General features: G+C 72.6%; 26 protein-coding genes and 1 riboswitch. Of the genes, 10 read left to right on the plus strand and 16 right to left on the minus strand.

All coding sequences use genetic code 11. The features are described from left to right. Nucleotides 1-59: 59 nt before the first annotated feature. A complete protein-coding gene (locus tag IH48_RS0124110) occupies nucleotides 60-839 on the plus strand; it encodes an HAD-IIA family hydrolase (RefSeq protein WP_030908407.1) in 780 nt (259 codons plus the stop codon). A gap of 42 nt (nucleotides 840-881) precedes the next feature. Here the strand turns inward: IH48_RS0124110 and IH48_RS0124115 are convergent, their stop codons facing one another. Both IH48_RS0124115 and IH48_RS0124120 read right to left on the minus strand, forming a co-directional pair. Further along, nucleotides 882-1,112 carry a ferredoxin gene (locus tag IH48_RS0124115; protein WP_030908410.1) on the minus strand — a complete coding sequence of 77 codons (231 nt, stop codon included), beginning with the start codon at nucleotides 1,110-1,112 and terminating at the stop codon, nucleotides 882-884. A 5-nt stretch (nucleotides 1,113-1,117) separates the two neighbouring features. Further along, complete coding sequence (locus tag IH48_RS0124120) at nucleotides 1,118-2,347, minus strand: cytochrome P450 (RefSeq protein ID WP_030908412.1); 1,230 nt, start codon at nucleotides 2,345-2,347, stop codon at nucleotides 1,118-1,120. 198 nt (nucleotides 2,348-2,545) lie between these two features. Between IH48_RS0124120 and IH48_RS0124125 the strand changes: the two genes are divergently transcribed. Then, nucleotides 2,546-3,127: a TetR/AcrR family transcriptional regulator gene (locus IH48_RS0124125; protein WP_107059358.1), complete on the plus strand. Its 582-nt coding sequence runs from the start codon at nucleotides 2,546-2,548 to the stop codon at nucleotides 3,125-3,127. Nucleotides 3,128-3,155: 28 nt separating this feature from the next. Here the strand turns inward: IH48_RS0124125 and IH48_RS0124130 are convergent, their stop codons facing one another. The 3 genes from IH48_RS0124130 to IH48_RS0124140 form a co-directional block, all read right to left on the minus strand. Then, complete coding sequence (locus IH48_RS0124130) at nucleotides 3,156-3,890, minus strand: HAD family hydrolase (protein WP_051840478.1); 735 nt, start codon at nucleotides 3,888-3,890, stop codon at nucleotides 3,156-3,158. Beyond that, nucleotides 3,884-5,014, minus strand: a complete 1,131-nt coding sequence (locus IH48_RS0124135) for a TIGR03364 family FAD-dependent oxidoreductase (protein WP_030908421.1) — start codon at nucleotides 5,012-5,014, stop codon at nucleotides 3,884-3,886. Before IH48_RS0124135 ends, IH48_RS0124130 begins: the two co-directional genes overlap by 7 nt. A gap of 138 nt (nucleotides 5,015-5,152) precedes the next feature. Beyond that, on the minus strand, nucleotides 5,153-5,932 hold the full coding sequence (locus tag IH48_RS0124140; RefSeq protein WP_030908424.1) for a GntR family transcriptional regulator: 780 nt from the start codon (nucleotides 5,930-5,932) through the stop codon (nucleotides 5,153-5,155). An 80-nt stretch (nucleotides 5,933-6,012) separates the two neighbouring features. On the opposite strand from IH48_RS0124140, the gene IH48_RS0124145 reads away from it, so the two are divergent. Further along, the gene (locus IH48_RS0124145) at nucleotides 6,013-7,113 is read left to right on the plus strand and encodes a Gfo/Idh/MocA family oxidoreductase (RefSeq protein ID WP_030908426.1); all 1,101 of its coding nucleotides are present in this window, start codon (nucleotides 6,013-6,015) and stop codon (nucleotides 7,111-7,113) included. On the opposite strand, the gene IH48_RS0124150 is transcribed toward IH48_RS0124145, so the two are convergent. The 3 genes from IH48_RS0124150 to IH48_RS0124160 form a co-directional block, all read right to left on the minus strand. After that, nucleotides 7,100-7,957 (minus strand): fumarylacetoacetate hydrolase family protein, encoded by an 858-nt coding sequence (locus IH48_RS0124150; protein WP_030908429.1) that lies wholly within the window; start codon nucleotides 7,955-7,957, stop codon nucleotides 7,100-7,102. The two genes, IH48_RS0124145 and IH48_RS0124150, sit on opposite strands and share 14 nt — an antisense overlap. 99 nt (nucleotides 7,958-8,056) lie before the next feature. After that, a complete protein-coding gene (locus IH48_RS0124155; protein ID WP_030908433.1) occupies nucleotides 8,057-9,568 on the minus strand; it encodes a sodium:solute symporter family protein in 1,512 nt (503 codons plus the stop codon). Continuing rightward, a complete protein-coding gene (locus tag IH48_RS0124160) occupies nucleotides 9,565-9,783 on the minus strand; it encodes a DUF3311 domain-containing protein (RefSeq protein WP_030908436.1) in 219 nt (72 codons plus the stop codon). Before IH48_RS0124160 ends, IH48_RS0124155 begins: the two co-directional genes overlap by 4 nt. Before the next feature lie 115 nt (nucleotides 9,784-9,898). Between IH48_RS0124160 and IH48_RS0124165 the strand changes: the two genes are divergently transcribed. From IH48_RS0124165 to IH48_RS0124175, 3 genes are all read left to right on the plus strand, one after another. Further along, on the plus strand, nucleotides 9,899-10,912 hold the full coding sequence (locus tag IH48_RS0124165; RefSeq protein WP_030908438.1) for an SEC-C domain-containing protein: 1,014 nt from the start codon (nucleotides 9,899-9,901) through the stop codon (nucleotides 10,910-10,912). Between the two features lie 4 nt (nucleotides 10,913-10,916). Further along, on the plus strand, nucleotides 10,917-11,672 hold the full coding sequence (locus tag IH48_RS0124170) for a histidine phosphatase family protein (RefSeq protein ID WP_051840480.1): 756 nt from the start codon (nucleotides 10,917-10,919) through the stop codon (nucleotides 11,670-11,672). An 85-nt stretch (nucleotides 11,673-11,757) separates the two neighbouring features. Beyond that, on the plus strand, nucleotides 11,758-12,075 hold the full coding sequence (locus IH48_RS0124175; protein WP_234434378.1) for a hypothetical protein: 318 nt from the start codon (nucleotides 11,758-11,760) through the stop codon (nucleotides 12,073-12,075). Nucleotides 12,076-12,131: 56 nt separating this feature from the next. On the opposite strand, the gene IH48_RS0124180 is transcribed toward IH48_RS0124175, so the two are convergent. Next, nucleotides 12,132-13,343 (minus strand): DUF445 domain-containing protein, encoded by a 1,212-nt coding sequence (locus IH48_RS0124180; protein ID WP_051840533.1) that lies wholly within the window; start codon nucleotides 13,341-13,343, stop codon nucleotides 12,132-12,134. A 412-nt stretch (nucleotides 13,344-13,755) separates the two neighbouring features. Between IH48_RS0124180 and IH48_RS0124185 the strand changes: the two genes are divergently transcribed. Further along, nucleotides 13,756-15,153 (plus strand): SGNH/GDSL hydrolase family protein, encoded by a 1,398-nt coding sequence (locus IH48_RS0124185; protein WP_030908449.1) that lies wholly within the window; start codon nucleotides 13,756-13,758, stop codon nucleotides 15,151-15,153. Between the two features lie 577 nt (nucleotides 15,154-15,730). Here the strand turns inward: IH48_RS0124185 and IH48_RS0124190 are convergent. The 4 genes from IH48_RS0124190 to IH48_RS0124205 form a co-directional block, all read right to left on the minus strand. Next, entirely contained in the window at nucleotides 15,731-16,612 is an 882-nt protein-coding gene (locus tag IH48_RS0124190; protein ID WP_030908452.1) for a DUF1707 SHOCT-like domain-containing protein, read from the minus strand. A 32-nt stretch (nucleotides 16,613-16,644) separates the two neighbouring features. Next, nucleotides 16,645-17,703: an ABC transporter ATP-binding protein gene (locus IH48_RS0124195; protein ID WP_078850005.1), complete on the minus strand. Its 1,059-nt coding sequence runs from the start codon at nucleotides 17,701-17,703 to the stop codon at nucleotides 16,645-16,647. A 64-nt stretch (nucleotides 17,704-17,767) separates the two neighbouring features. After that, nucleotides 17,768-18,610: an ABC transporter permease gene (locus tag IH48_RS0124200; protein ID WP_030908458.1), complete on the minus strand. Its 843-nt coding sequence runs from the start codon at nucleotides 18,608-18,610 to the stop codon at nucleotides 17,768-17,770. Then, nucleotides 18,603-19,403, minus strand: coding sequence for an ABC transporter permease (locus IH48_RS0124205; RefSeq protein WP_030908461.1), 801 nt, complete (start codon nucleotides 19,401-19,403; stop codon nucleotides 18,603-18,605). The genes IH48_RS0124200 and IH48_RS0124205 overlap by 8 nt, the downstream gene beginning before the upstream one ends. 236 nt (nucleotides 19,404-19,639) lie before the next feature. On the opposite strand from IH48_RS0124205, the gene IH48_RS0124210 reads away from it, so the two are divergent. Then, nucleotides 19,640-22,027 carry a transglycosylase domain-containing protein gene (locus tag IH48_RS0124210; protein ID WP_051840482.1) on the plus strand — a complete coding sequence of 796 codons (2,388 nt, stop codon included), beginning with the start codon at nucleotides 19,640-19,642 and terminating at the stop codon, nucleotides 22,025-22,027. 27 nt (nucleotides 22,028-22,054) lie between these two features. Here the strand turns inward: IH48_RS0124210 and IH48_RS0124215 are convergent, their stop codons facing one another. From IH48_RS0124215 to IH48_RS0124225, 3 genes are all read right to left on the minus strand, one after another. Then, nucleotides 22,055-22,378, minus strand: a complete 324-nt coding sequence (locus IH48_RS0124215) for a DMT family transporter (protein WP_030908467.1) — start codon at nucleotides 22,376-22,378, stop codon at nucleotides 22,055-22,057. A gap of 32 nt (nucleotides 22,379-22,410) precedes the next feature. Continuing rightward, a riboswitch (guanidine-III (ykkC-III) riboswitch) is annotated at nucleotides 22,411-22,489 on the minus strand. A gap of 101 nt (nucleotides 22,490-22,590) precedes the next feature. Beyond that, on the minus strand, nucleotides 22,591-22,929 hold the full coding sequence (locus tag IH48_RS0124220) for a GroES family chaperonin (RefSeq protein WP_030908470.1): 339 nt from the start codon (nucleotides 22,927-22,929) through the stop codon (nucleotides 22,591-22,593). A gap of 84 nt (nucleotides 22,930-23,013) precedes the next feature. Then, a complete protein-coding gene (locus IH48_RS0124225; RefSeq protein WP_051840485.1) occupies nucleotides 23,014-23,367 on the minus strand; it encodes a DUF3618 domain-containing protein in 354 nt (117 codons plus the stop codon). A gap of 171 nt (nucleotides 23,368-23,538) precedes the next feature. Between IH48_RS0124225 and bcp the strand changes: the two genes are divergently transcribed. Next, nucleotides 23,539-24,006 carry a thioredoxin-dependent thiol peroxidase gene (gene bcp, locus IH48_RS0124230; protein WP_030908476.1) on the plus strand — a complete coding sequence of 156 codons (468 nt, stop codon included), beginning with the start codon at nucleotides 23,539-23,541 and terminating at the stop codon, nucleotides 24,004-24,006. A 116-nt stretch (nucleotides 24,007-24,122) separates the two neighbouring features. Then, nucleotides 24,123-25,625: a glycine betaine/L-proline transporter ProP gene (proP, locus tag IH48_RS0124235; RefSeq protein ID WP_030908479.1), complete on the plus strand. Its 1,503-nt coding sequence runs from the start codon at nucleotides 24,123-24,125 to the stop codon at nucleotides 25,623-25,625. The last annotated feature ends 208 nt before the right edge of the window (nucleotides 25,626-25,833 follow it).

Here is a 25,833-nt window from a genome sequence, read left to right on the forward strand (position 1 = left end):
CCGCGCCTATGGGATGATCGGCGCTGTTGACGGCCGCACACCCGCAGGAGACTGGCCCCATGACGCACCGCAAGCCCATCGCATCCTGGCTCACGGACATGGACGGCGTGCTCATGCACGAAGGTGTCCCCGTGCCGGGCGCCGACGCCTTCGTCAAGCGCCTGCGGGAGTCCGAGCGCCCGTTCCTCGTCCTGACGAACAACTCGATCTACACGCCGCGCGACCTGTCGGCACGGCTCAGCCGGATCGGCCTCGACGTGCCCGCCTCGAACATCTGGACCTCCGCGCTGGCCACCGCCAGGTTCCTGGAGGACCAGCACCCCGGCGGCACCGCGTACGTCATCGGCGAGGCCGGGCTGACCACGGCGCTGCACGACGCGGGCTACATCCTCACCGACGTGGACCCCGATTTCGTGATCCTCGGCGAGACGCGCACCTACTCGTTCGAGGCGCTGACGAAGGCGATCCGGCTGATCAACAAGGGGGCGCGGTTCATCGCCACGAACCCCGACTCCACCGGGCCGTCCCCGGAGGGCGACCTGCCCGCCACAGGCTCCGTCGCGGCCCTCATCACCAAGGCCACCGGCAAGGAGCCGTACTTCGTGGGCAAGCCGAACCCGCTCATGATGCGCACCGGCCTCAACACCATCGGGGCGCACTCGGAATCCTCGGCGATGATCGGCGACCGGATGGACACGGACGTCCTGGCCGGTCTCGAGGCCGGCATGGAGACGTTCCTCGTGCTGACGGGGCTGACCGGGCCGGGCGATGTCGAGCGTTACCCGTTCCGCCCGACACGGGTCGTGGAGTCCATCGCCGACCTCGTCGAGCTGGTCTGAGCCTGTCCGGGGCCCGGACCGGCTCGACGAGACGAGCGGGGCTCAGGGCCTCGGACCCAGTACCTTCCCCGATCCACCGTCCGTCACCGTGATGGCCGAAGCGGGGCACGAGTCGGCCACGTCGAGCAGGACCTCGTCGGCGTCCGGGTCCGCCGCGCCGGGCGCCACACTCGCCGCCGCGCCCTCCAGCACGAACCGCTCGGGCGCCAGCGCCGCGCACATGCCGGAGCCGACGCACACGTCCCCGTCCACCTCGATGTGCCACGCCCCCATCGCGCTCACCACCCCACCGGGAGGACCCGCGGAGCCCGTACGAGCATCTGACGCTTCCACTCGGGCTCGCCCGCGATCCTGAGCCCCGGCACCTTGGTGACCAGCGCGCGCAGCGCCTCCTGCAGCTCCATCCTGGCCAGCTGCGCGCCCAGGCAGTGGTGCACGCCGTGGCCGAAACCCAGGTGCTGGTTGGCGGGCCGGTCGAACCTCAGCGTCTCGGGGTCCTCGAACCTGGCCGGGTCGCGGTTGGCCGAGCCGAGCGAGACGACCACCGGCTCGCCCTTGCGCACGAGCACCCCGCCGACCTCCACGTCCTCCTTCGCGTACCGCGGGAACGCCGCGCCGGCGCCCAGCGGGATGTAGCGCATCAGTTCCTCGACAGCGCCCGGCACCAGCTCGGGGTCGTCGACCAGTCGCTGCCACTCCTCTCGCTGTCCGAGCAGGACCCAGACGAAGTTGGGGATCTGCGAGGCCGTCGTCTCGTGCCCGGCGACGAGGATCGCCACGCACAGGCTGACCAGCTCGTCCTCGCTGAGACGGTCCTTGGCGTCCCGGGCCTCGATGAGGCCCGACATCAGGTCGTCGCGCGGGTCGGCCCTGCGCTCGGCGACGTACCCGGCGAGGTAGTCGGTCAGCTGGTCCTGGTTCTCGCGCAGTTCGTCCGCGGTGAGCCGCGTCGTGGACAGCAGGGCGTCGCTCCACACCCGGAACCGGCCGCGGTCCGAGGCCGGCACGCCGAGCAGCTCGCAGATGACCTGCACGGGCAGCGGCAGCGCGAAGTTCTCCACCAGGTCGGCGGGCGGGCCGGCCGCGACCATCCCGTCCAGCAGGCGGGACGTCAGCTCCCGTACCCACGGGCGAAGTCCTTCCACCTGGTGGCGGGTGAAGGCGCGCGACACGAGGGTGCGCAGACGGGTGTGGTCCGGCGGGTCCATGGACAGGATGCTCGGCTTGGACCTGGCGGCGTTGTAGCGCGGTTCGTCGCCCTCCAGCGCCATGGCCCGCGAGAACCGCAGGTCGCCGAGGACCAGGCGGGCGTCCTCGTAGCGCGTCGCGAGCCACGCGGGCTCGCCGTGCGGCAGCCGGACGCGGACCATCCCCGCGCCCTCGCGGGCGTCCGCGTACGCGGCGTGCAGGCCCAGGCCGTCACCCTGCCCGTTCTGGTCGTTGAAGGGGTACGGGACGGGGGCGGGGAGCGAGAGGGAGGTGGAGGTGGGGGGTGTGGCGCTCGTCAAGGGTCTCTCCCACGGAAACGTGGCCGACGGGGGGTGGCCGGTCGTCACCGGAGCGCGGTGCGGCCCTGCGCACTCTGCGTGGCCCCGGGTGGACCGAACGTCTTGCAAGCATGCGCTTACAAGCTAGGCAGGCCCTTACCGGCAGTCAAGGGCGCCCCTGTCCGCGAGGTGGGCGATACGGTGTGCCCGGGAGGACATGTGGCCGGAATCGAACGCCCCGCGGGGCCGAGACCCAGGGACGCGGCGGCGACGCGGAAGGCGCTGCTCGACGCCGCCGCCGAGCTCTTCTTCGAGCGCGGGTTCCAGCGGACCACGGTCCGCGACATCGCCGGCCGCGCGGGCGCGAACCAGTCGCTGATCTTCCGCTACTTCGGCTCGAAAGCCGCGGTCTTCGAGGCGGTGGCCGCCCGCCTCGGCCACGAGCAACTGGAACGCACGCCGGCCGAGCGGCTGCTGGAGACCACGCTGCGCAGCATGCTGCGGGACGAGCCCGGCAGGCGCCGCGACCACACGATGGTGACGTTCCTGCGCTCGCTGGGGACCGAGGGGCCCGCGGCGGACATCGCGGAGCAGCTCGGCGACGACTACGCGACGGCGCTCGCGACCCTCTCCGACGCGCCGAACGCGCGCCTGCGCGCCCAGTTGGTCCTCGCGTGGCTGATCGGCATCGGCCTCGTACGGGACGTCAGCCGCGGCGAGCCGCTCTCGGGCGCGGACGCGGACGAGGTGACCGGCCTGGTCCTCACGGCGGCGCGCACGCTGCTCGAAGGTGCGCGCTGACTCTCCCGGCACGCACGGCCGCCGCCTCTCAGCGCGGGCGCTCCCGGGCGGCGAGGGACTCGGGCAGCTCCGCGACCGACGGCAGCACGTCGTCGGCGCCCGCGCGGCGCAGCGCGGGCTCGGCGTGCGCCCCCGTCCGCACGCCGATGACCGCCCCGGCCCCCGCCCGCAGGCCGCCGGCCATGTCGTACGACGTGTCGCCGACGACCGCGACCTCGTCGACCGCGTCGGCGGCGCCGGTGCGCAGGAAGGCGGCGAGGACCATGTCCGGGTACGGGCGTCCGCGCCCGCCGGCGTCGGCGGGGCAGAGCGTGAGCGGCACGAGGTCGCGCCACCCGAGCGCGTCGAGAATGGCATCCTGGGTGGCCCGCGCGAACCCCGTCGTCAGGACGACCGTGCGGCCCGCGTCCCGCAGCCGCGCGATCGCCTCCGCCGCGCCGGGCACGGCCGCCACGAGGCCGCCGCCGACAAGCTCGCCGTACGCCTCCTCGAAGGCCGCGTTCGCCCGCTGTGCGCTCTGCTCGTCGCCGAACAGGTGCCGGAACACGGAGATCTTCGACTCGCCCATCGTCTCGCGCACGTAAGAGAGTTGGCGCTCGTGCCGATCGGACCCGGCCGTCACCCCCAGCGCCTGTGCGGCGGTGGAGAACGCCCGCTCCACGAGGCCGCCGTCGGCGACCGTCGTCCCGGCCATGTCGAGGACCACCAGCTTGAGGCCGCGGCGCCCCGCGCGGTGTGTACCGCCGGTCAATTCCCTCACCATCCCAGTTCGTTCGCCGTCGTCTCGGCGATCGCGGGTGAGCATGTCATCCCGCGTCCGCCGGGCCCTGTCACCAGCCACACGCCGTCGCGCACTTGCTCCCTGTGCACCACGCGCGCGGTGTCGAGGCACTGCGCGTACACACCGGCCCACCGCCGCCTGACGGGCGGCAGCGGCCTGCCGAGGAAGGTCTCGACGACGCCCGTCAGGTGGTCGTACGGCTCTTCGAGCACGTCAAAGGGGAACGGCTCGTCGTAGGCGTGCGTGTCGCCGATGGTCAGGCCGCCGTCGAGGCGCTGCACCATGAGCAGTTGCATCCGGTGCTCGGCGGCGACCGGCGCCTGCGGCCGGCCCTGTGACAACGCGCGCAGCGCGTCACCCCCGTACGCCGGGTAGTAGCGGAAGCTGTCGGCGTCGGCGACGGAGGTCGGCAGCTCCTCGCCGAGCGGCTCGGTCTGCATCATCTGCAACCGCACGCGCCGCACGGGCAGTTCGGGTGCCAGTTCGCGGACGAGGCCGCCCAGCCGGGCGCCCGTGCACACCACGACGGTGTCCGCGGTGTGCGTGTCGCCGTGGTCGTCGCGCACGGAGGCACCGCCGGCCGCCGACGCGACGTCGCGGACCTCGCGGCCGCCGAGGAACGTGTACCGTCCACTCGCCGACAGCGCCTCGCGCAGGGCGAGTTGCGCGACGCGCGGCTCGACCGCCGCGTCCCGGGGGCACCACAGCGCGGCCGTGAAGTCGCCGCGCAGCGCGGGGTTGATCCCGCGCGCCTCCTCCGGTGTGAGCAGCTGGTACCCGCGCGCGGCGGCGTCGGCGCGCTCGGTGGCCGCGGTGGCGACCGCGAGTTCCCGCTCCGTGCGCACGAGTGTGAGCGAGCCGTTGGCGCGGAACCCGAGCCCGGGCACCCGGCCGCCGATCTCCTCCCACAACTCACGTGCGCGCAGGGCCGTCTCCAGCTCCTGGCCGCCCGCCCGGCCGCTGATCCAGATCTGGCCGAAGTTGCGCAGCGACGCGCCGCGCGCCTCCGGTTCGCGTTCGATCTGCACGACCTCATGGCCACGGGCCGTCGCCTGCCAGGCGTGCATCGTGCCCAGCACGCCGCCTCCCACGACGATGACTCTCACGTTCCGGACACTCCTCGGGCACGGTGTTTCGCGGATGGTCCCCCGGCCTCAGATGGTGGTCCGTCCTCGGCCCATGGACTAGACCCGTTATCATTTTGATATCAAATGCCGGTGCCTTTGACCCGCTGGGTCCGCCTCTCAGTGCTCCCCGCCGCCCAGGCGTGCCGTGAAACTGAACCTGTCCCCGCGGAACAGCGTCCGCACCCGTTCCAGCGGCCGCCCGTCCGTGTCGTTCGACGCGCGGTGCAGCAGGAGCATCGGCAGCGCGGGCGGAGTGCCGATCAGCAGCGCCTCGCGCGGCGTGGCGAGCACCGTCTCGATCCGCTCGTCCGCCTCGCCGAAGGAGACGCCGAGCCGCTCGCGCAGGTAGGCGTAGAACGACGAGTCCGGATCGAAGTCGCCGTCAAGGGCGGGCGCCCGCGCCACCGACACGTACGTGCTCTCAAGACCGACCCGCTCGTCGTCGGCGAGCAGCACCCGCTCCATGTGCCACACCGGCTCCCCCTCCGCGGCGCCCGTCGCGGCCGCCAGCGCCGCAGTGCACGGGAAGCGTTCGAGCGAGACGAGGCGCCGCCCCGGCGTGTGGCCCGAGAGCCGCACACCCTCCGTGTAGCTGGCGAGCGAGAGCGGCTGCTCCAGCTTCGGGCCCGCGACGACCGTCCCCCTCCCCTGCCGCCGCAGCCGCCCTTCGAGGATGAGCTCGCGCAGCGCCTGGCGCACCGTCTCCCGCGCCACCTCGTACCGCGTGGCGAGGTCACGTTCCGTGGGCAGCGCCCTGCCCTCGCCCAGCTCCTCGACGAGAGCGGCGATCCGGGTCTTCACCATGTAGTACTTGGGCACGCGGCCGTGCTCGGGGACGCCCGCGCGCACGGGCGCGCCGGGGGCCCGCGGGTGGGGGTGGCCCTGCGAGTGATCCACGCGGGCATGTTCGCACGCGGCGCCGGGGCGCGGTGTACGCGGCTTTGCGCTTACCGAGCCGCCTTGCTTTAGTGAGCGCCATGACTGGCACAGCCGACCGGCCCCTCAGGGTGGCACTCGTGGGGTACGGCCTCGCGGGCTCCGTCTTCCACGCGCCGCTGATCGCCGCGACCGAAGGCCTCGTCCTCGACACGGTCGTCACCTCGAGCGAGGAGCGCCGCGGCCAGGCGCGCGGAGCGTTCCCGTCCGTGCGGTTCGCGGCCTCCCCCGGCGAGCTGTGGGAGCGGGCGGACGCGCTCGACCTGGTCGTCGTCGCGTCGCCCAACAAGACGCACGTCCCGATCGCCACCGCCGCCCTGGAATCCGGTCTCGCCGTCGTGGTCGACAAGCCCGTGGCGGGAACGGCGGCCGAGGCCAGGGGCCTCGCCGGCCTGGCCGAGGAGCGCGGCCTGCTGCTCTCGGTCTTCCAGAACCGGCGCTGGGACAACGACTTCCTCACCCTGCGGGGCCTGCTCGACGCGGGCGAGCTCGGCGAGGTGCTGCGCTTCGAGTCGCGGTTCGAGCGGTGGCGCCCCCGGCTGAAGGGCGGCTGGCGCGAGTCCGGGGCTCCTGAGGAGTTCGGCGGGCTGCTGTACGACCTGGGCAGCCATGTGGTCGACCAGGCCCTCACGCTGTTCGGTCCGGTGACGAGCGTCTACGCGGAGGCCGATGTGCGCCGCGCCGGCGCCGAGGCCGACGACGACACGTTCTTCGCCCTGACGCACGCGAACGGCGTGCGCTCCCACCTCCACGTCAGCGCGATCACCGCGCAGCTCGGCCCACGCTTGCGCGTCCTGGGGTCGGCGGGCGGCTACGTGAAGTACGGCCTCGACCCCCAGGAGGCGGACCTGCGCGACGGCAGGCGGCCCGGCACCGCCGGCGAGCCGTGGGGCGTCGAGCCCGAGTCGCTGTGGGGCAGGCTCGGCGCCGGCGAGTCGCCGCTGACCGGCGGCGGCACACCGGTGCCGACGCTCCCCGGCGACTACCCCGCCTACTACGCGGCGATCGCGGCGGCGCTGCGTGACGGCACGGCCCCGCCGGTCACGGCGCGCCAGGCGGCGGCCGCCCTCGACGTCCTGGAGGCGGCACGCCGCTCGGCGCGCGAGGGCGTCACCGTGGAGCTCGACCTCAGGCGTCCTTGAGCTGCTGGCGCTGGGTGCCGAGGCCCTCGATCTCCAGCTCCACCACGTCACCCGCGCGCAGGTAGGGCTTGGGCTCGGGCCTGCCCATCGCCACGCCCGCCGGCGTGCCGGTGTTGATGACGTCCCCGGGGTAGAGCGTCATGAACTGGCTGACGTACCGCACGATCTCCGCGACCGGGAAGATCATGTCGGCGGTGGTGCCGTCCTGCTTGGTCTCGCCGTTGACGCTGAGCCTCATCGCCAGGGCCTGCGGGTCGGGCACCTCGTCGGACGTCACGAGCCAGGGGCCGAGCGGGTTGAACGTCTCGCAGTTCTTCCCCTTGTCCCACTGGCCGCCACGCTCCAGCTGGAACGCTCGCTCCGAGACGTCGTTGGACACGGCGTACGCGCCGACGTGCGCGAGCGCCTCCTCCTGGGAGTCCAGGTAGCGCGCCGTGCGCCCGATGACGACGGCGAGCTCGACCTCCCAGTCGGTCTTCACACTCCCGCGCGGGATGAGCACCGTGTCGTCGGGGCCGACGACCGTGTCCGCCGCCTTGAAGAAGATGATCGGCTCGGACGGCGCCTGCGCGTTCGTCTCCCGTGCGTGGTCGTGGTAGTTCAGCCCGATGCAGACGACCTTGCCGGCACGGGCGAGCGGGGCGCCGACGCGCTGTCCCGCGTCGAGCACAGGCAGCTCTCCGCCCGCCGCGGCCGTCCTGACGCGCTGGAGGGCGGCGTCGTCGGCGAGCAGTGCCCCGTCGATGTCGGTGACGATCCCCGACAGGTCGCGCAGCGTCGTACCGTCCTCGTCGAGCAGTGCCGGGCGCTCCGCACCCGGTGTACCGACACGCAGCAACTTCATGGTCCCTGGCTCCCTCTCGTCGAGCTTCCGGCGATCGATACTCGCCGTACACCGGATCTCCCGGCAAGACCCTTCTCGCCCATCGGGCACGACGCCCGCTCACGCGGGTGCCGGATCGTCGCGCAGGGCGTCGTCCGCGAGTACCTCCTCGTCGGGCCGTATGTCCCCACGCTCGCGGGCCGCGCCGGCGCCCGCGTACGTCACGGCGAGCGTGACGATCAGGTTGGCGGCGAGGGCCACGAGCCCCGCGTTCACGCCCCACACGGGGTCGTGCCCGCCGAAGACGAGCGTGCACACGAGGGCCACCCCGACCGCGAGGCCGCTCAGCGCGGCGGCCGTCGTGAGCCGCCGCCACACGAGGCCCAGCAGCAGCATCGGCAGCAGCTGCGCCATCCCCTCGTAGCTGACGAGCGACAGCCGCACGAGCGTGCCGGGTGCCGCGTACGTCAGCACCAGCGCCAGCGCGCCGGCGACGACGACGACGCACTGGGCGGCGGCCTTCTGCCGGGCGTCGCCGCTCAGCCGCGGCACGAGCGACAGCACGCTACGGCCCCACATCGTGCCGATGACCAGCATGAACACGGCCATCGGCACGATCGAGGAGAGGGCGGCCGCGACCCCGACGACCCCCACGGCCCAGGCCGGCAGCGCGTCCACGACGAGTTTGAACAGCGCCAGGTTCGTGTCGGAACCCGTCAGGCCGGGGACGACGAACGCGGCGGCGAGTCCCAGCAGCATCGGCACGAACAGCAGCACGTTGTACGCCGGCAGGAAGACGGCGTTGCGCCGCAGGGTGTCGGCGGAGCGGGCGCCGAGGTAGCCGGCGACGGTCGTCGGGAAGATGACGATCGTCAGCGCGTTCATCACGGAGGTGGAGATGAACCATCCTGTGCCCATTTCGCTGTGGCCGTGGCCCGGCAGGGTCAGCCAGGACTGCTTCTCGTGCACGACACGGTGCAGGAAGTCGCCGTACCCGCCGAAGTAGTGCAGCGGCACGTACGCGACGAGGAAGATCAGCGTGCCGATGACCAGCAGGTCCTTCAGGACGGACACCCATGCGCTGCCGCGCAGGCCGCTGACGGCCACGAACGCGGTGGTGACGGCGAAGCCGATGAAGTACGCCCAGTTCAGGCTGATCGTGCCGTACGAGATGGTCGACACGACCACGCCCATGCCGGTGATCTGCAGCTGGATGTACGGCAGCAGGAACACCGTCGCCAGCACGGCGGTCAGCGCACCGAGCCAGGGCCGGCCGTAACGGTGGGTGACCATGTCCGTGATGGAGACCAGGCCGTGGCGGCGCGCGTACGACCAGAGCATGGGCCCGACCACGTACCCGACCGCGTAGCCGCACGACAGGTAGGCGACGACGTACAGGACGGGCGCACCGAAGTCGTATCCCCAGCCCGCGCCGCCGAGGTAACTGAAGCTGGTGTAGCCCTCGCCGGCCATCAGCACCCAGATGAAGACGGTCCCGAGGCCGCGGCCGCCCACGGACCACTCCGTGATGCCCCCGCCGCCACCGCCCCGGCCGCGCACGGCGAGCAGCCCGAGCACGACGGTCACCGCCATGAAGGCGCCGAAGACGGACGTCGCCACCGCCGCGTTCACCGGCCCTCACCCCGGCCCTTCGCGGCGAGCCTGCGGTCCCCGCGGTAGGCGGCCCAGACCGCGAAGGGCGTGACCAGGGTCGAGAGCAGCATCCAGAACGTGAGGAACGGCAGCCCCGCGACCACCGGATCGACCCTGTTCACCCAGGGCAGGGCGACGAGGAAGAGCACGAAGGGCACGAGGAGCCAGAGCAGATGCGGCCGTTGTCGAAGCACCCAAGGACCTTACGACCTCCCACCAGACCGTTACGGCCTGCCGCACGGCGCTCACCGCCTGGTGCGGAAGCGTTCCTCCCATGCCCGACCCGGGTGATCGCAGTACGGTGTGGCCATGCGCCCCGACATGCCTGCCGACCACACCACGGAAGCCGAGCGCCTGCTGCGCACCGCGGCCCGGTACCCGGAGGACCAAGAGCCCCTGCTTCTCCAGGCGGCGGCCCATCTCGAACTGGCCGGCGCCAGAGACCGGGCCTCCGGCCTCTACGACCAGTTGCTGTCGACGAGCCCCGGCCACCCGGGCGCCGAACACCCCCAGCTGGTGAAGGCGCTCAAGGCGGCCAACCTGTGGGAGTTCGGCCACGAGCCCGAGGCACGCACGATCATCGACGGCGTCCGGCTGGCGTCGCCGCTGGAACCGGCGCCCTGGGAGATCATCGCGGAGACGCTGGAGCGGCACGACGAGCCCGAGGCCGCCCACGACACCTTCACCGCCGGGCTGAACCTGCTGCTCACGCCGGGCGAGGAGGTCCCGTACGCGACCCACGCCCTGCTGATCGGCCGCCACCGCACCCGCCGCCTGCTCGGTCTCGAGCACGACGCGTGGGACTCCCTCGCCGACCAGGTCAACCCGGCGTCCGTCACGCTGGACGAATTGCACGACCCCAAGCGCCTGTGGGCCCTCGGCTCCGACAACCCGGACGAGCTCCAGGCCGAGATCAACCGCCTCCGCGCCGAACTGGGCTCGTACCGCACCGCTCTGTCCCGCCCCTTCCCCGTCGCCGTGCTGCACTGGCCGGAGGCGGAACTCAGCGAGCTCATCGCCGCGTACCCGCCGCTCGCCGAGGAGTACCACTCCCACGAGGCCCACTTGGCCCGCGTCGAGACCGCCCTGCGCGAACTCGCCGCCGCGGGCACACCGAACCTGGGCGTCGTCACGGGCACCGTCCCCTCCTACGAGGCGTTCGCGGCCTCGGAGGCCGCGCCCCCGACGACCACCGCGCTGCTGCCCCTCTACGCCACCACCCTGGCGGCCCGCGGCCGCGCCCTCGCCTGGCCGCCGCCGCGCAACGCCACCTGCTGGTGCGGCTCGGGATCGCCGTACCGGCAGTGCCACGGGGCGGCCTGACCGCATGTCCGAGCCCGCAGGCGGGGGTTCGAAGGGGACGCTCGGCAGGCTCACCGCGGTACGCCACGGCGAGAGCACGGCGAATGTCGTGTTCGGCCGTGCGGTGGCCGCGCAGGACACCGAGCTGATCGTGGGCGGGAGCGACGCCCAGGTGCCGCTGTCCCCGCGCGGCCTGCGCGAGGCGGAGGCGCTGGGGCGCAGGCTGGCGGACGGGGGTCCTGAAGGGCGGCCAGGACTCGTCGTCTGCTCCCCCTACCTGCGGGCGCGGCAGACGTGGGACGCCATGGCCGCCGTGGCCAGGGAGTCGGGACACACGCTCCCCGCCTGCACGGTGGACGAGCGGTTGCGGGACCGGGAGATGGGGGTGCTTGAGCTGCTGCCGCCGCCTGCGCTGCGGGCCCGGGCGCCTCAGGAGGCGGCGCGCCGCAAGCGGCTCGGTGAGTGGTTCTACCGGCCGCCGGGCGGCGAGTCGCTCGCCGATGTGACCTTGCGTGTGCGCGACTTCCTCACGGAGCTTCGCTCGGGCGGCGCCGAGGGGCACGTGCTGCTCGTCGCGCACGACTCCGTGGTGGTCGCCGTCCGGCACGTGCTGGCGGGGATCGGCGACCCGGTGCCGGCGGACGTTCCGGTGCCGAACGCCTCGGTCTCGTGGTGGGAGGACCTGGGGCCGGGCGGCGCTGCGGCCCGGCTCGTGGAGTTCGCGAGCGTGAGCCACCTCACCGGGACGGGCGGCGACCGGGAGCCCGGCACGCTTGGTTAGGCTCGTCATGTTCGAAGTGTGAAGATCGGTCGCCGGCCGGCGTCGTGCCGGCGGCGCGTCAGCAAGGACGGCAGAAGTGGCGAAGTTGGCAGCTTTGGCGAGGATCCCGGCGGCTGCGCCGGCGGCGGCCGCGGCCGCGGGCGGGCTGGTCGGCGGGTTCGCCGTCGCACGGTGGACGAAGAAGCGGCAGCTGGGCGGGGCCGTGCTCCTCGCAGCGGGCACGGCGGCGGCGTGGCAGTGGCGGCAGGCCTCGGGCACGAAGGCGGCGGCCGGCCTTGGCGCGGCGTACCTGGCGGCGTTCGGCGGCTCGCATCCGCTGGCCAAGAAGATCGGCGCGTGGCCGTCGGTCTTCTCGGTCGCGGGCGGGGTGGCCGCCGCGTCGTACGCGGTGACGCGTCGCTGAACGCCTCGCGGTGACCGCCCGCGGCCGGGTGCGCAGGCCGCCCGCGCACGCGGCGGTCAGCCGCCGAGCGCGTGCGAGACGGTGTAGATCAGCACACCGGCGAGCGCGCCGACCACCGTGCCGTTGATCCTGATGAACTGCAGGTCGCGGCCGATGTGCGCCTCGATCTTCTTCGAGGTGTCGTCCGCGTCCCAGCTCTTCACGGTGTCCGTGATCAAGGACGTGATCTCGCTCCGGTACGTGGACACCACGTACGCCGCGGCGTCCTCGATCCAGCCCTCGAGCTTGGCCTGCAGCCGGTCGTCGGTGGCGAGCCGCCGGCCCAGGCTGAGCAGCGAGGCGCGAGCCCGCAGACGCAGCTCGCTGCGCTCGTCCTCGGCGGCGGAGATGATCATGGCGCGCACGGACGACCAGGCCGAGGCGATGATGTCCTGCACCTCGGGGCGCGCGATCAGGTCCGACTTCATCCGCTCGACCTTGCTCCTGGTCTGCGTGTCCGACTGGAGGTCGGAGGCGAAGTCCTTGAGGAAGCGGTCGATGGCGCCGCGCGCGGGGTGGGACGGCATGTCCCGCATCTCCGTGACGAAGCGCAGCAGCTCCTTGTACACGCGGTCGCCGATGCGGCGGTCCACGAAGCGCGGCGTCCAGCCGGGCGCGCCGCCCTGGACGGCGTCCATCACCGAGTCCTCGTGGGCGACGAGCCACTCGCGGCCGCGGACGCAGACGAGGTCGACGGCCCGGTGGTGCGCGCCGTCCGCGACGACCTTGTCGAGGGTCTTGCCGATGCCGGGCGCGATCTCGGCGGCGTCGGCGCGCCGGGTGATCGCCTCGCCGACGACCGCCTGCACGTCGGAGTCCCGCAGGACGGTGATCGCGCCGCGCAGGGCGGTGGCCAACTCCGCGGTGACGCGGTCGGCGTGCTCGGGCTCGGCCAGCCAGGCGCCGACGCGGCGGCCGATGGCGAGGGCACGCAGCCGGGCGCGCACGACGTCGGCGGAGAGGAAGTTCTCCCCCACGAACTGGGCCAGGGAGGCGCCGAGCTGGTCCTTCTTGTTCGGGATGATCGCCGTGTGCGGGATGGGGATCCCCAAGGGGTGGCGGAACAGGGCGGTCACGGCGAACCAGTCGGCGAGCGCGCCGACCATGCCGGCCTCCGCCGCGGCGGCCACGTAGCCGCTCCAGGCGCCTGCGCCGCTGTGCCCGGCCCAGGTGGCGAGCGCGTAGATGCCCGCGACGAGGACGAGCAGGGTGGTGGCCGTGGTCTTCATGCGCCGCACGCCGCGGCGCTTCTCCTCGTCGGCCGCGGTGTACGAGAAGGAGGGGAGCCCGGATCCGGTGGAACGCGACCGGGCGCGCGGGGGGTTGCCCGGCGTGCTGCCCGATGCGTCGCCCGGTGTGTTCGCGTGGTGCTGCTCCGTGTGCGTGGGCGCCGCGGCCGTTTCGGCGTCCGCGTCGGTGGCATTCGTCTCCTGCGCGCGGCGTTCCCCGTCCCCGCGCCCCGCTTCACCGTGTTCCATTCACTCCACCCGTCCGCGACCGCCGTACGACTCCCGGTGAGCCGACTGCCAGGGAACCTCCTGTGCGCATTGTCCCTCTTGAGAGGTGACTCCCCGGGCGTGTGCCAAGTTCCCTCGCCGTGGCGGATGATGTTTGTACAGAAAGATGAGGTGAAACCGGGACATGACAAGACAGCGTGGCCTGGCCCTTTTCGGAGCCATGATCGCGGTCGTGGGCCTGGTGTGTGCCGGGATCTTCGCCGGCCTCGGCCCCGGCAAGGGTCTTGCCGACGATGTCGCCGGGAGCCTCCTCGGGAACGGCAAGGGCGACGGGAGCGGGGGCGGCAGCGGGGACGGCGCCGCCGCGGACGGCCGGGGCGGCGACGCGCAGGGCCGCGCGGGCGCGCACGAGGCGGCGCCGGCCGCCGCCGGGGCCTGGACGGGCACGTGGGCCGCGGGCGCCGTCGGCGCGGAGCCCGGCGCCCCCCACGGCCTGCCCGGCCGCTCGATACGCAACGTGGTGCACACGAGCATCGGGGGGACGGCCGCGCGCGTCACGTTCTCCAACCTGTACGGCACGGCTCCCCTGTTCATCGGGCACGCGTCGGTGGCGGTCGCCGACTCCGGCGGGCCCGCCGCGGTGCCCGGCACGATGCGGCGGCTCACCTTCGGCGGCGAGCGGGCCCTGTCGCGGCGCGTCCCGGTGGGCCGGGAGGTGGTGAGCGACCCGGTGACGCTCCAGGTGCCGGCCGGCGCCGACCTGCTGCTGACGCTGTACACGCCGTCGGTCGGCGGCGCCGTCACGTACCACTCGCACACGCGGCAGACGTCGTACCTCGCGCGCGGCGACCGCACGGAGGACGCGTCGGGCACCGCGTACGCCACGCCGACACCGTACTGGCGGTACGTCACCGCGGTCGACGTGCGCAACAGGCAGTCGTCCGGCACGGTCGTCGCGTTCGGCGACTCGATCACCGACGGTGTCGGATCGTCGGCCGGCAGCAACCACCGGTGGCCCGACTTCCTCGCCGCCCGGGTACGCGACAGCGCGTACGGCCACTACGGCGTCGTCGACGAGGGCATCGGCGGCAACCAGGTGCTCAGGGACGCGTCCGCCACCCGCAGCGGGCGGGCCGCGATCACCAGGTTCGGCGAGGACGCGCTGGGACGGCCGGACGTGCGCGCCGTCTTCGTCGACCTCGGGGTGAACGACATCCTGCACGGTCACGAGCACACCGGCGCGCGGATAGTGGCGGGGCTCAAGCAGCTCACGCGCCAGGCTCACGCGCACGGGATACGGGTGATCGGCTCGACCCTCACCCCGTTCGGCTCGCACGCGGGGTACAACGCGGTCAAGGAGCGCGCACGTGACCAGGTCAACGCGGCGATCAGGAACGGCGGCGTGTTCGACTCGGTCGTGGACTTCGACCGGCTGCTGCGCGACCCGAACGCCCCCGACCGGCTGCGGCCGCGCTACGACTCGGGCGACGGCCTGCACCCGAGCGACGCCGGTTACCGGGCGATGGCGTCGGCGGTGAACCTGCGCGCACTGCTGGGCAGCCACGCACCGGCAGCGACGTAGCGCCCACCGCGTGCGCGGCTTCCGCCGCGTGAGCCCCCCGCCCCGGGGCGTGCCCCCGCCCGGCCGCGCGCAGCCCCCCACGGCCACGGGGCGCGGCCCCCGCCGCTCCGCGGGCATCGCGGTCCCAACGACGCCGGCCGCGCGGCACGTGCGCCGCCCCGCGGGTGTGACGCGGCCCAGCGCCGCCTCGGCGAGCGGATCACCCCGCCCCCAGGCGTTACGGCCCGCAAGCACCGCGCGGGCGGCGCTCCCCCGCGCGGTGACGGCAGGGAGCTGCCCGCAAAAGGCCTTGTCCCGGCCGCAACAGCGGCCGGGGGCACCGCCCCGCTGCTGCGCAGGCATGGCGATCCGCCGCCACCGACCCGGCGGCGCATACCCGCCCGCCCGGCACGGCGACGGCGGGCGTGGGGCGCGCGCCCTCAAAAGGCCCTTGTCCGGCCAGCGACCCGCAGGGCACCACGGCCCTGCGCTGCCCGGCCGGGACGTCACGCCCCGCCCAGGGCGTGGCGCCCCGGAAGCGCCACGCGGCACGCGCCTACGCCCCGCCCGGCGGCGGAGTGCGGGCCGCGGACCGCCGTCAGAGGTCCTTGTCCAGGCGGCCACGGCCGCGGCCGTGCCGCTCGCGGTGCGCGGCCCTGCGCTCCTCGCGGTGTCGCTCCGCGAGCGCCCTGCGTTCGTCCCTGCGGGCCCGTTCGCGCGCCCGCACGTCCTCGTGACGGGCCATGCTGTCCTCGTACGCCTCCCGGCCGGCCTCCAGGCGCTCACGCCTGCGCTCCTCCTTGAGGCGGCGGCGCTCCTCCTTGCGGAGCTTGCGCTCGACGCCGACGCCGCCCATCAGCGCGAAGCCCGTCACGATGACCTTCGGGGAGCCCGGGTCCGGGTCGGCACCCGCCACGTCGTCCTTGCCCGGCACCTCACCGAAGCCGCCCATGAATCCAAAGCCGCGCACCTCGATGTCGAGGTCCGGCGGGGCGGTGACCTGCACCCCGCCCATCATCGCGAAGCAGCGGATGATCGTCACCGGCTCCTCGAACCGCGCCTCGCGCAGGTCGATCTCGCCGCCGCCCATGAACACCACCGCGAGGAACCGGCGCCCGACCGTCCAGTTGCCCTTGCGTCCGAAGCCGCCCATGAATCCGAACGCGCCCGTGGACGTGGCGGGTCCGCGCCCCACCCGGTCCGCCCACGCGCCGTCGACTCCGTGTGCCGTCGACGCGGCGACGCCCGCCGCCTTCGCGGCGGCGGGCAGCGGCAGGTCGCGCACCAGCGGCACCAGGTCACCTTGTGTACGCGCCCGGTACGCGAGGCCCAGCCGCTCGTCGAACTCCTCCATGTCGAGCCGGCCCTCGGCCATCGCCTCGCGGAGCCGCTCCGCGACCTGCTCGCGCTCCGCGTCCGACGCCCTGGTGTCAGGCGAATGGGCCTCTGAGGCACGGCGGTCGGGCAGTTCGCTCGTCATACCTGTCAGCGTATCCAACCGCGACGACCCCGTCATACGGTCGTACGGTCCTCAGCGGCGGCCGAGCCCTCCCCGTACATCTTCGCGATCACGGTTTCGATGTCCGGCTCCCGCACCGACAGGTCGACCAGCGGGTAGTCGGCCGCCACCCGGGCCACGAGCGGCGCCGCCGACCGCGTCGCGGGGAACGCCAGGTACTGGCGCGGCCCCTCCACGCGCACCACCCGCACGTCCGGCAGGCCCGGCAGCTCGATCGGCGCCGTCTCGCGCTCGAGATCGACCACGAGCGTGCGCTCGCTGCCGCCGACCTCGTGCAGCCCCGCGGGCGTGCCGTCGTACAGCAGCCTGCCGTGGTCGATCACCATCACGCGCCCGCAGAGCTGCTCGATGTCCTGGAGGTCGTGCGTCGTGAGGAGCACCGTCGTGCCGTGCTCCGCGTTCAGGTCGCGCAGGAACTCCCGCACCTTCGCCTTGGAGATGACGTCGAGCCCGATGGTCGGCTCGTCCAGGTACAGCACGTCGGGGTCGTGCAGCAGGGCGGCCGCGATGTCGCCGCGCATCCGCTGGCCCAGCGAGAGCTGCCTGACGGGTACGTCCAACAGCGCGCCCAGGTCGAGCAGTTCGACGCAGCGCTCCAGGTTGGCGCGGTAGCGGGCGTCCGGCACCCGGTACATGCGCTGGGCCAGCCGGTACGAGTCGATCAGCGGCAGGTCCCACCAGAGCGTCGTGCGCTGGCCGAACACGACGCCGATGCGCGAGGCCAGCCGGGCGCGCTCCCGCGAAGGATCGATGCCCGCGACACGCACCCGGCCGCCGCTGGGCGTCAGGATGCCCGTCAGCATCTTGATCGTCGTCGACTTGCCCGCGCCGTTGGGGCCGATGTACCCGACCATCTCGCCGCGCGCCACGCGGAAGCTGATGCCGTCCACCGCACGCACGCGCCGCTTCTCGCGGCGGAAGGCGCCGACGCGCCGGCGCACGTCGAACACCTTCTCCAGGCCGTCAAGCGCGATGAACCCGTCGGCCGGGTCCGCCGGGTCGGCCGAGTCCGTGGCTCCGGCCGGGACGGCAACCTCCACCGGATCATGCATCGCGTCCTCCATCGGCTTCCCTTCCGTGCCTGCCTCGGCCCTACCTCACCCGTACCGCCGCGAGTCAACTGCCCGTGCTCCGGTACGCCCTGACGCCCTTGCGCCACGCCAGCCCCGCCGCCCCGCAGCACGCCGCGCCCACCGCCGGCGCCAGGAAGCCCACCCAGCCCGGCATCCCCAGCGGCAGCGGACGGCCCAGCACGTACAGCGCGGGCAGCCAGTTGACGAACGCCAGCGGCACGACGAAGACGACACCGCGCACCAGGTCCTTGGCGAACAGCCCCGGCGGGTACTGGAGCAGCGCCGTACCTCCGTACGTGAAAGCGGACTGCACCTCGGCCGCGTCCTGCGCCCAGAACTGGAACGCCGCGCCCGCGACGAACACCGCGGCGAAGATCAGCCCGCCACACACCAGCATCACCGGCACCAGGACCACGCGCGCCACGTCCCAGTCGATGTCCGCCGCACCCAGCGCGTACGCCAGGACGGCACCGCCCTGGACGACCCTGCCGACCCGCCGCAGCGCGAAGCGGTCCGCCGCCACCTGCGCGAGCACCGGGGCGGGCCGCAGCAGCAGCACGTCGAGCGTGCCGTCGCGCACGCGCGCGCCCACGCGGTCCACCGAGCCCATCACGAGGTCGCAGAGGCCGAAGGCCGTCGCCGACGTGCCGTACAGGAAGGCCACTTCGGGCAGCGAGAACCCGCCGAGCGCGTCGACCTGCGTGAACATCAGCAGGATCGTCACGAAGTCGAAGGCGGTGGCGGCGAAGTTGCCGAAGGCCGTGACGGCGAAGGACACCCGGTACGTCAGCTGCGACCTGATGCCCATCACCGCGATCAGCCGGTACGCCCGTATGCCGTCGTCCAGCTGCCGCCACGCCGAGGCGCGGGGCGCGCCGTCAGCCACCCTGGACCACCACCCTCCGCGTCGCGGCCGACTGGAGCAGGCGGCCGAGCGCCAGCAGCAGGGCCGCCCAGCCGGCCTGGAAGGCGTACGCGCCCAGCGTCCCCCAGCCGCTGCGCGTGCCGAGCAGCACGTCCGCCGGGAGCTGCAGCATCGACGACCAGGGCAGGGCGCGCGCGATCTGGCCGAGCAGCCCGGGGAAGGCGTTCAGCGGCAGCAGCATCCCGGACCAGAACGTGGCCGCCAACCCCGCCACCTGCGCCACGCCCTTGCCGTCGAGCAGCCAGAACGCCGCCAGCGCCACGAGATAGCGGATCGCGAAACTCACCACGAGCCCCAGCAGGACCGCCACCAGGAAGGCGGCCCACACCAGCGGGTTCGCGGGCAGCGCCAGGTCGAAGAAGAACGCGCCCGCGAACAGCGGGACGACCCCGCGCGCGGCCACCTGGTAGACCGCCCTGCCGAGGTCCTGGGCCAGCCACCACATTTGCAGGTCGGCGGGCCTGTACAGGTCGATGGCGATGTCGCCGGTGCGGATGCGCTCCGCCAGCTCGTCCTCGAAGCCGCCGCCCATGATGGCCGTGGCCGCGAGCAGCCCCTGGCCTACCCAGACGTACGTGACGGCCTGCGGGAGCGTGTAGCCGCCGAGGTGCGGGCGCAGGTGCCACAGGGCCACGTACGTGTAGGCGATGATCAGGCCGAACACGATGTTCGTGAACAGGCCCGCCACGGTGGCCACCCGGTAGGTCGCGTACCGGCGCAACGCGCCGGTGGCCACGAGGACGTACAGCCGCACGGCAGCCCTTTCCACCACGTCGCGAACGGTCCCGGGACATCCGAGCGAGCGCACGACCCTAGCCCAACGGAGTGGGCGGCGGCGACCGAATAACCGGCGCGGACCGGCTGCCTGATATCGACCGTTCCGACCGTGTTTCATGGGAATCCGCAGCGTTCACGGGATATACACGGGATACATACGAGTAAGCGCCCACACGCCCACGCGACACGAGCCTGCCGAGGAGGCCGCCGCAGATGAGTGACGAGCCGTCACGGCAGGACGGGGACCCGGACGACGCGCGCGAGGGCGGCGGCCCCTCCCGGGCCACGCCCTCGGGAGCCGGCCAGGCAGGCGGGACGCCCGTCGGGGCATCGCCCGCCGCGGACGCCAACCCGCCGGGCAGGTCCAGGCGCCGCCGTCCGCGGCGCACCGGCTGGCGCAGGCTCGTCCCGACGTGGCGCATGGTGCTCTACACCGTCGTCGCGGTCGTCGTGCTCGTGGTCGGCGGCTTCATCGCCGGCTACAAGCTCGTCGACATCCCGCCCGCCAACGCCGCCGCCACCGCGCAGTCGAACGTCTACCTGTACGCGGACGGCACGCAGATCGCGCGCGACGGCGACATCAACCGGGAGAACGTGCCACTCTCCCAGGTGCCCAGGACGGTGCGGCGCGCGGTGCTCGCCGCCGAGGACCGCGGCTTCTACAGCGAACCCGCCGTCGACCCGCCCGGCATGGTGCGCGCCGCCTGGAACACCGTCACCGGCAAGGGCACGCAGGGCGGTTCGACCATCACGCAGCAGTACGTCAAGAACTACTACCTCGGCCAGCAGCAGACCGTCGTCCGCAAGGCCAAGGAGTTCTTCATCGCGGTCAAGCTGGGCCGCGAGCAGTCCAAGCGGCAGATCCTGCGGGGCTACCTGAACACCAGCTACTTCGGCCGCAACGCGTACGGCGTCCAGGCGGCCGCGCAAGCCTACTACGGCGAGAACATCGACAAGATCGACACCGCGCAGGGCGCCTACCTGGCCTCCCTGCTCAACGCGCCCAGCGAGTTCGACGTGATCGCGCACCCGGAGAACACCTCTGCCGCCAAGGCCCGCTGGAACTACGTGCTTGACGGCATGGTCAAGGAGCACTGGCTGAGCGAGGCGGCCCGCGCCAAGCTGTCCTTCCCCACCCCGACGCGCTCGGGCCCCTCGACCGCGGGCCTGACGGGGCAGCGCGGCTACATCGTCCGCGCCGTCAAGGACTACCTCGCAGGCCGCAGGATCCTCGACGAGGACACCCTCGCGAGCGGCGGCTACCGGATCACCACCACACTGCGCAAGCCCCGGCAGGACGCGCTGGTCAAAGCGGTCGACGACAACGTCAACTCGAAGCTGTCGAAGGACCGGGACGCCGACCGCGACGTCCGCGTGGGCGGCGCGTCCGTCGATCCGGCCACGGGCGACGTCGTGGCGATGTACGGCGGCATCGACTACACCAAGCAGTTCGTGAACAACGCGACCCGGCGTGACTTCCAGGTCGGCTCGACGTTCAAGCCGTTCGTGCTCGCCGCCGCGCTCCAGAACGGCTCGCACACGCAAAGCGGCGACCTCATCACGCCCAACACCACCTACAACGGCGACAACCACCGCATGGTGCAGGGTCCGAACGGCCCCACCGGCTACGCCCCTGCCAACGAGGACGACCACGACTACGGCGACATCGACGTGCGCACGGCCACCAACAAGTCCGTCAACGCCGTCTACGCCCAGATGGCCGAGGACGTCGGCCCGTCCACCGTCGAGCAGACGGCGATCAGCCTCGGCCTGCCCGCGTCCACCCCCGACCTCACCGCCACCCCGTCCATCGCGCTCGGACCCGCCACCGCGAGTGTCCTCGACATGGCGCAGGCGTACGCGACGCTCGCCAACCACGGCGTGCGCCAGGACTGCACGCTCGTCGCGCGGATCACGAAGAACGGCACGGCGGTCGCGCTGCCGAAGCGGCCGCCGGCGCAGGCCGTCAGCAGGCAGGCGGCCGACACCACCACGGCGGTCCTGCGCACCGTCGTCGACAGCAAGGGCGGCACCGGCACGGCGGCGCGGGCGGCGGGAAGGCCGGCCGCGGGCAAGACGGGCACGGCGGAGAACGACAAGGCCGCCTGGTTCGCGGGCTACACACCGGACCTGACGACCGTCGTCGCGCTGATGGGCGCCGACCCGAAGAGCGCACGGCACGAGCCGCTGTACGGGGCGCTCGGCCTGGGACGCGTCAACGGCGGCGGCCCGTCCGCGCAGATCTGGGCCCAGTACACGGCGGCGGCGCTGAAGGACGCCCCGGTGCGCAGCTTCGACCTGCACCTCCTGCCGGACGCCGAGCAGCACCACAAGCCCTCGGGCGCACCGTCCTCGGGCGCACCCTCCGACGGGCCCAGCGGCACGGGTGGCACCGGCGGCGACACCGGCACCACCGGCGCGGACTCCACGGGCGGGGACTCCACCGGCGGGGACACCGCGGGAAACACCGATGGAGGCGGCACCGGGGGCACCGGGGACACCGGCGGCACGGACGGCGGTGACAGCGGCGACAGCGGGGGCACGACGGACGGCGGTGACGGCGGGGGCACGACAGACGGCGGCGGCCAGACCGGCACATAGCAGGGGTCAAGTAGCCACCCGCAGCTGCTACTTGCCCCCTGACGTGGCCTCAAGGCCCACCACCGCCACCACCAGCAGGCACACGAAGAAGATGCGCGCCGCGGTCACCGGCTCGTGCAGCGCCACCATGCCGACCACCGCCGCGCCGACCGCGCCGATCCCCACCCACACGCCGTACGTGGTACCGATCGGCAGCGACTTCGCGGCCTGCGCCAGCAGCAGCATGCTCGCGACGACCCCGGCGACGGTGATCACACTCGGCCACAGCCGGGTGAACCCGTCACTGAACTTCAGGCCGATGGACCAGACGATCTCCAGCAGCCCGGCCACGAAAAGGAGAACCCACGCCACGACGACACCTCCGGGAGGAGCACACAAGGACAGGTGCGTCGTCTTTGCGTTCTCGCCTTCGGGGCCCGGTACGGCGCGTCTCGTCGGGGCTGCTCCCGACGGTAGCAAATCCGCCCGGGCAGGGCCTTGAGCCGAGCACGAGGGCCCGGTGACCTCGGTCACCGGGCCCTCGCCCGATCGTCGCTCGCGGGTCGCGAGTCGCGAGTCGCGACCTACAGATACAGCCCCGTGGCGTCCACCGCGCCCTCGAACCGGTCGGCGGCCACCGCGTGCAGATCGCGCTCCCGCATCAGGACGTAGGGGACGCCGCGCACCTCGACCTCCGCGCGGTCCTCCGGGTCGTACAGCACCCGGTCTCCGGGCTCGACCGTCCGCACGTTCTGCCCGACGGCGACCACCTCGGCCCAGGCCAGTCTCCGGCCGACCGCCGCGGTCGCCGGGATCACGATGCCGCCGGAGGAACGCCGCTCGCCCTCCGGGATGTCCGTCGTGACCAGCACACGGTCATGGAGCATCCGGATGGGCAGCTTCTCGTGGGTGTTGTCGCTCACGGCCACGAACCTACCTGGCGCGGCCGCCACCCGGCGCCACAGGGGTGGCAGGCCCTCCCGCCGCACCCGGCACGCCGCGGCAGGTCACTTACGGCGGCGCCGCGCCGAGACGGTGAGCAGGCCCACCACGCCGACCACCACAAGCGCCACCGGCACCACACGCGCCAGCCGCGGCGCACCGTCGTCGCCGACGAACTGCGCCTTCACGTCCGAGACCGTCCGGTTGACGGCGACGAACGCACGGCCCGCCGTCTGATCCACGGTGGAAGCCACCCGGGCCTTGGCGTCGCCCATGACCGTCTTGGGGTGCACGCGCACCCCGATCTCGTCGAGCGTCTCGGCAAGCTTGCCCCGCCGGCGGACGATGTCCGCCTCGATCTGCGCAGGGGTCCTCGCATCGGCATCCGACACCGCGCCGCCTCCGTCGTCCCTCGTCATATCCGGTTCACCTTCGTCGACAGTCTGTCAGTACAACCGCATCCGCACCCGGCGGCACCCCCTATTACGCTCGGCGGCGTACGCCCCGGCGCGACGACACGCGCGGCGCGGTGTACGACTACCGCTTCCCCGCCTCGGCTTCCCCGCCCCGGCCCGAATACGGAGAGACCCATGACCGAACGCCTCGCACCCGGCGACACCGCCCCCGACTTCACCCTCCCCGACGCGGACGGCAACGACGTCTCGCTCGCCGACCACAAGGGCCGCAAGGTCATCGTCTACTTCTACCCGGCAGCGCTGACCCCCGGCTGCACGAAGCAGGCGTGCGATTTCACGGACAACCTCGAAGTGCTGGCCGGGGCCGGTTACGACGTGATCGGTGTGTCTCCGGACAAGCCGGAGAAACTTGCGAAGTTCCGGGACAAGGAGAACCTGAAAGTGACACTCCTCGCCGATCCCTCGAAAGGCGTCCTCGAGTCGTACGGAGCGTTCGGCGAGAAGAAAATGTACGGAAAGACGGTGACGGGGGTCATTCGTTCGACGATCGTCGTGGACGAGGAGGGAAAAGTGGAGCGCGCCCTGTACAACGTGCGGGCCACAGGCCACGTGGCGAAGATCATCAAGGACCTGGGAATCTGACGGGTCCTGCCCGCGGCATGTGACCGGGGTCGCACTTGTGTACGACCCGGGTTTGCGAACGCTTCAAGCGCGCAGAAGGTTCCATTGGACTCTGTTGTACGCAGAAAGGAACCCGCATGGCCGGCCAGGATTACCAGGAAACGGCCGACCCGGCTGCGGTCCGGCGCCACCCCACTCTCTTCCGCACGATCAAACAACGACGCAACCCGCGTCTGCGCAGATCAGACATAACCGTCACGGACGAGCGCGCCGTCAAACGCGCCGTGAAAGCGGCCGCTCTCGGTAACGCCATGGAGTGGTACGACTTCGGTATCTACAGCTACATGGCGGGGACGATCGGCAAGGTCTTCTTCCCCGGCGGCAGCGGCACCGTCCAGCTGCTGCTGACGTTCGCGACCTTCGCCATCTCCTTCCTGGTCAGGCCGCTCGGCAGCGTCGTGCTCGGCCCGCTGGGTGACAAGGTCGGCAGGCAGCGCATCCTCGCGCTGACCATGCTGATGATGGCCTTCGGCACGTTCTTCATCGGTGTCCTGCCCTCGTACCACTCCATAGGCCTGTGGGCGCCGGCGCTGCTGATCCTGCTGCGCCTGGTGCAGGGCTTCTCCACCGGCGGCGAGTACGGCGGCGCCTCGACGTTCATCGCCGAGTACGCGCCCGACAAGCGCCGCGGATTCTTCGGCAGCTTCCTCGAGTTCGGCACGCTCGCCGGCTACGTGGGCGCGGCCGGCCTCGTCACGCTGCTCACGGTCACGCTCGGCGACAGCGGCCTGCAGAGCTGGGGCTGGCGTCTGCCGTACCTGCTGGCGGCCCCGCTCGGCATCATCGGCCTCTACCTGCGGCTGAAGCTGGACGAGACCCCCGCGTTCCAGAAGCTGGCCAGCGAGAACACACAAGTGAGGGCCTCGGAGGCGGCGGACACCGTCGAGACCACCACCAGGGGCGACCTGAAAAAGATCTTCCGCAACTACTGGCGGCCGCTGGTGCTGTGCCTCGCGCTCGTCGCCGCGTACAACATCACGGACTACATGCTGCTGTCGTACATGCCGACGTACCTCTCGGACGAACTCGGCTACGGCACCACCCACGGCCTCGTCATCCTGCTGGGCGTGATGGTGGCGATGATGCTGCTGATCAACCAGGTGGGCCGGCTCAACGACCGGTTCGGCAGGAAACCGCTGCTGCTCGGGGGCATGCTCGGGTTCCTGGTGCTGTCCATACCCGCGTTCCTGCTGATCAGGGACGGCAGCATCATCTTCATCATCATCGGCCTCGCCATGCTGGGCCTCTCCCTGCTGTGCCTCCTCGGCACGATGTCCGCGGCGCTCCCGGCGCTCTTCCCGACCCAGGTGCGCTACGGCGGCCTGTCGATCGGCTACAACGTCTCGACGTCCCTCTTCGGCGGCACGACACCGCTGGTCATCACGGCCCTGATCGACATCGGCCACACCAACCTGATGCCGGCGTACTACTCGACGGCCGCCGCCATCGTGGGCGTCATCGCCGTCCTCTGCATGAAGGAAACGGCCCAGCGCCCCCTGGACGGCTCCCCGCCCTCGGTCTCCACGGCGGAGGAGGCCGCGGAACTGGCCCACGAACAGGCCCCGGAGCCGCGCTTCTGACCGGCCCCTCCGCCAGCTATTCCCGTACGCCCCGGCGCGCCACCCAGCGCACGCCGGGGCGTACGGCTGTGCGCCGCACCCCAGGTCGCAGTGACCCGGCCCTCTCCGACCTCGTTCTCCAGTACGAGGCGCCGAACGTGCGCCCGAGAACGGAGTGAGGACATGGCGCCCCGCAGATTGACCCGCGAGTTGCTGACGCAGGCGGCTC

Source organism: Streptomyces sp. NRRL F-5126, from assembly GCF_000721265.1.
GTDB lineage: Bacteria > Actinomycetota > Actinomycetes > Streptomycetales > Streptomycetaceae > Streptomyces.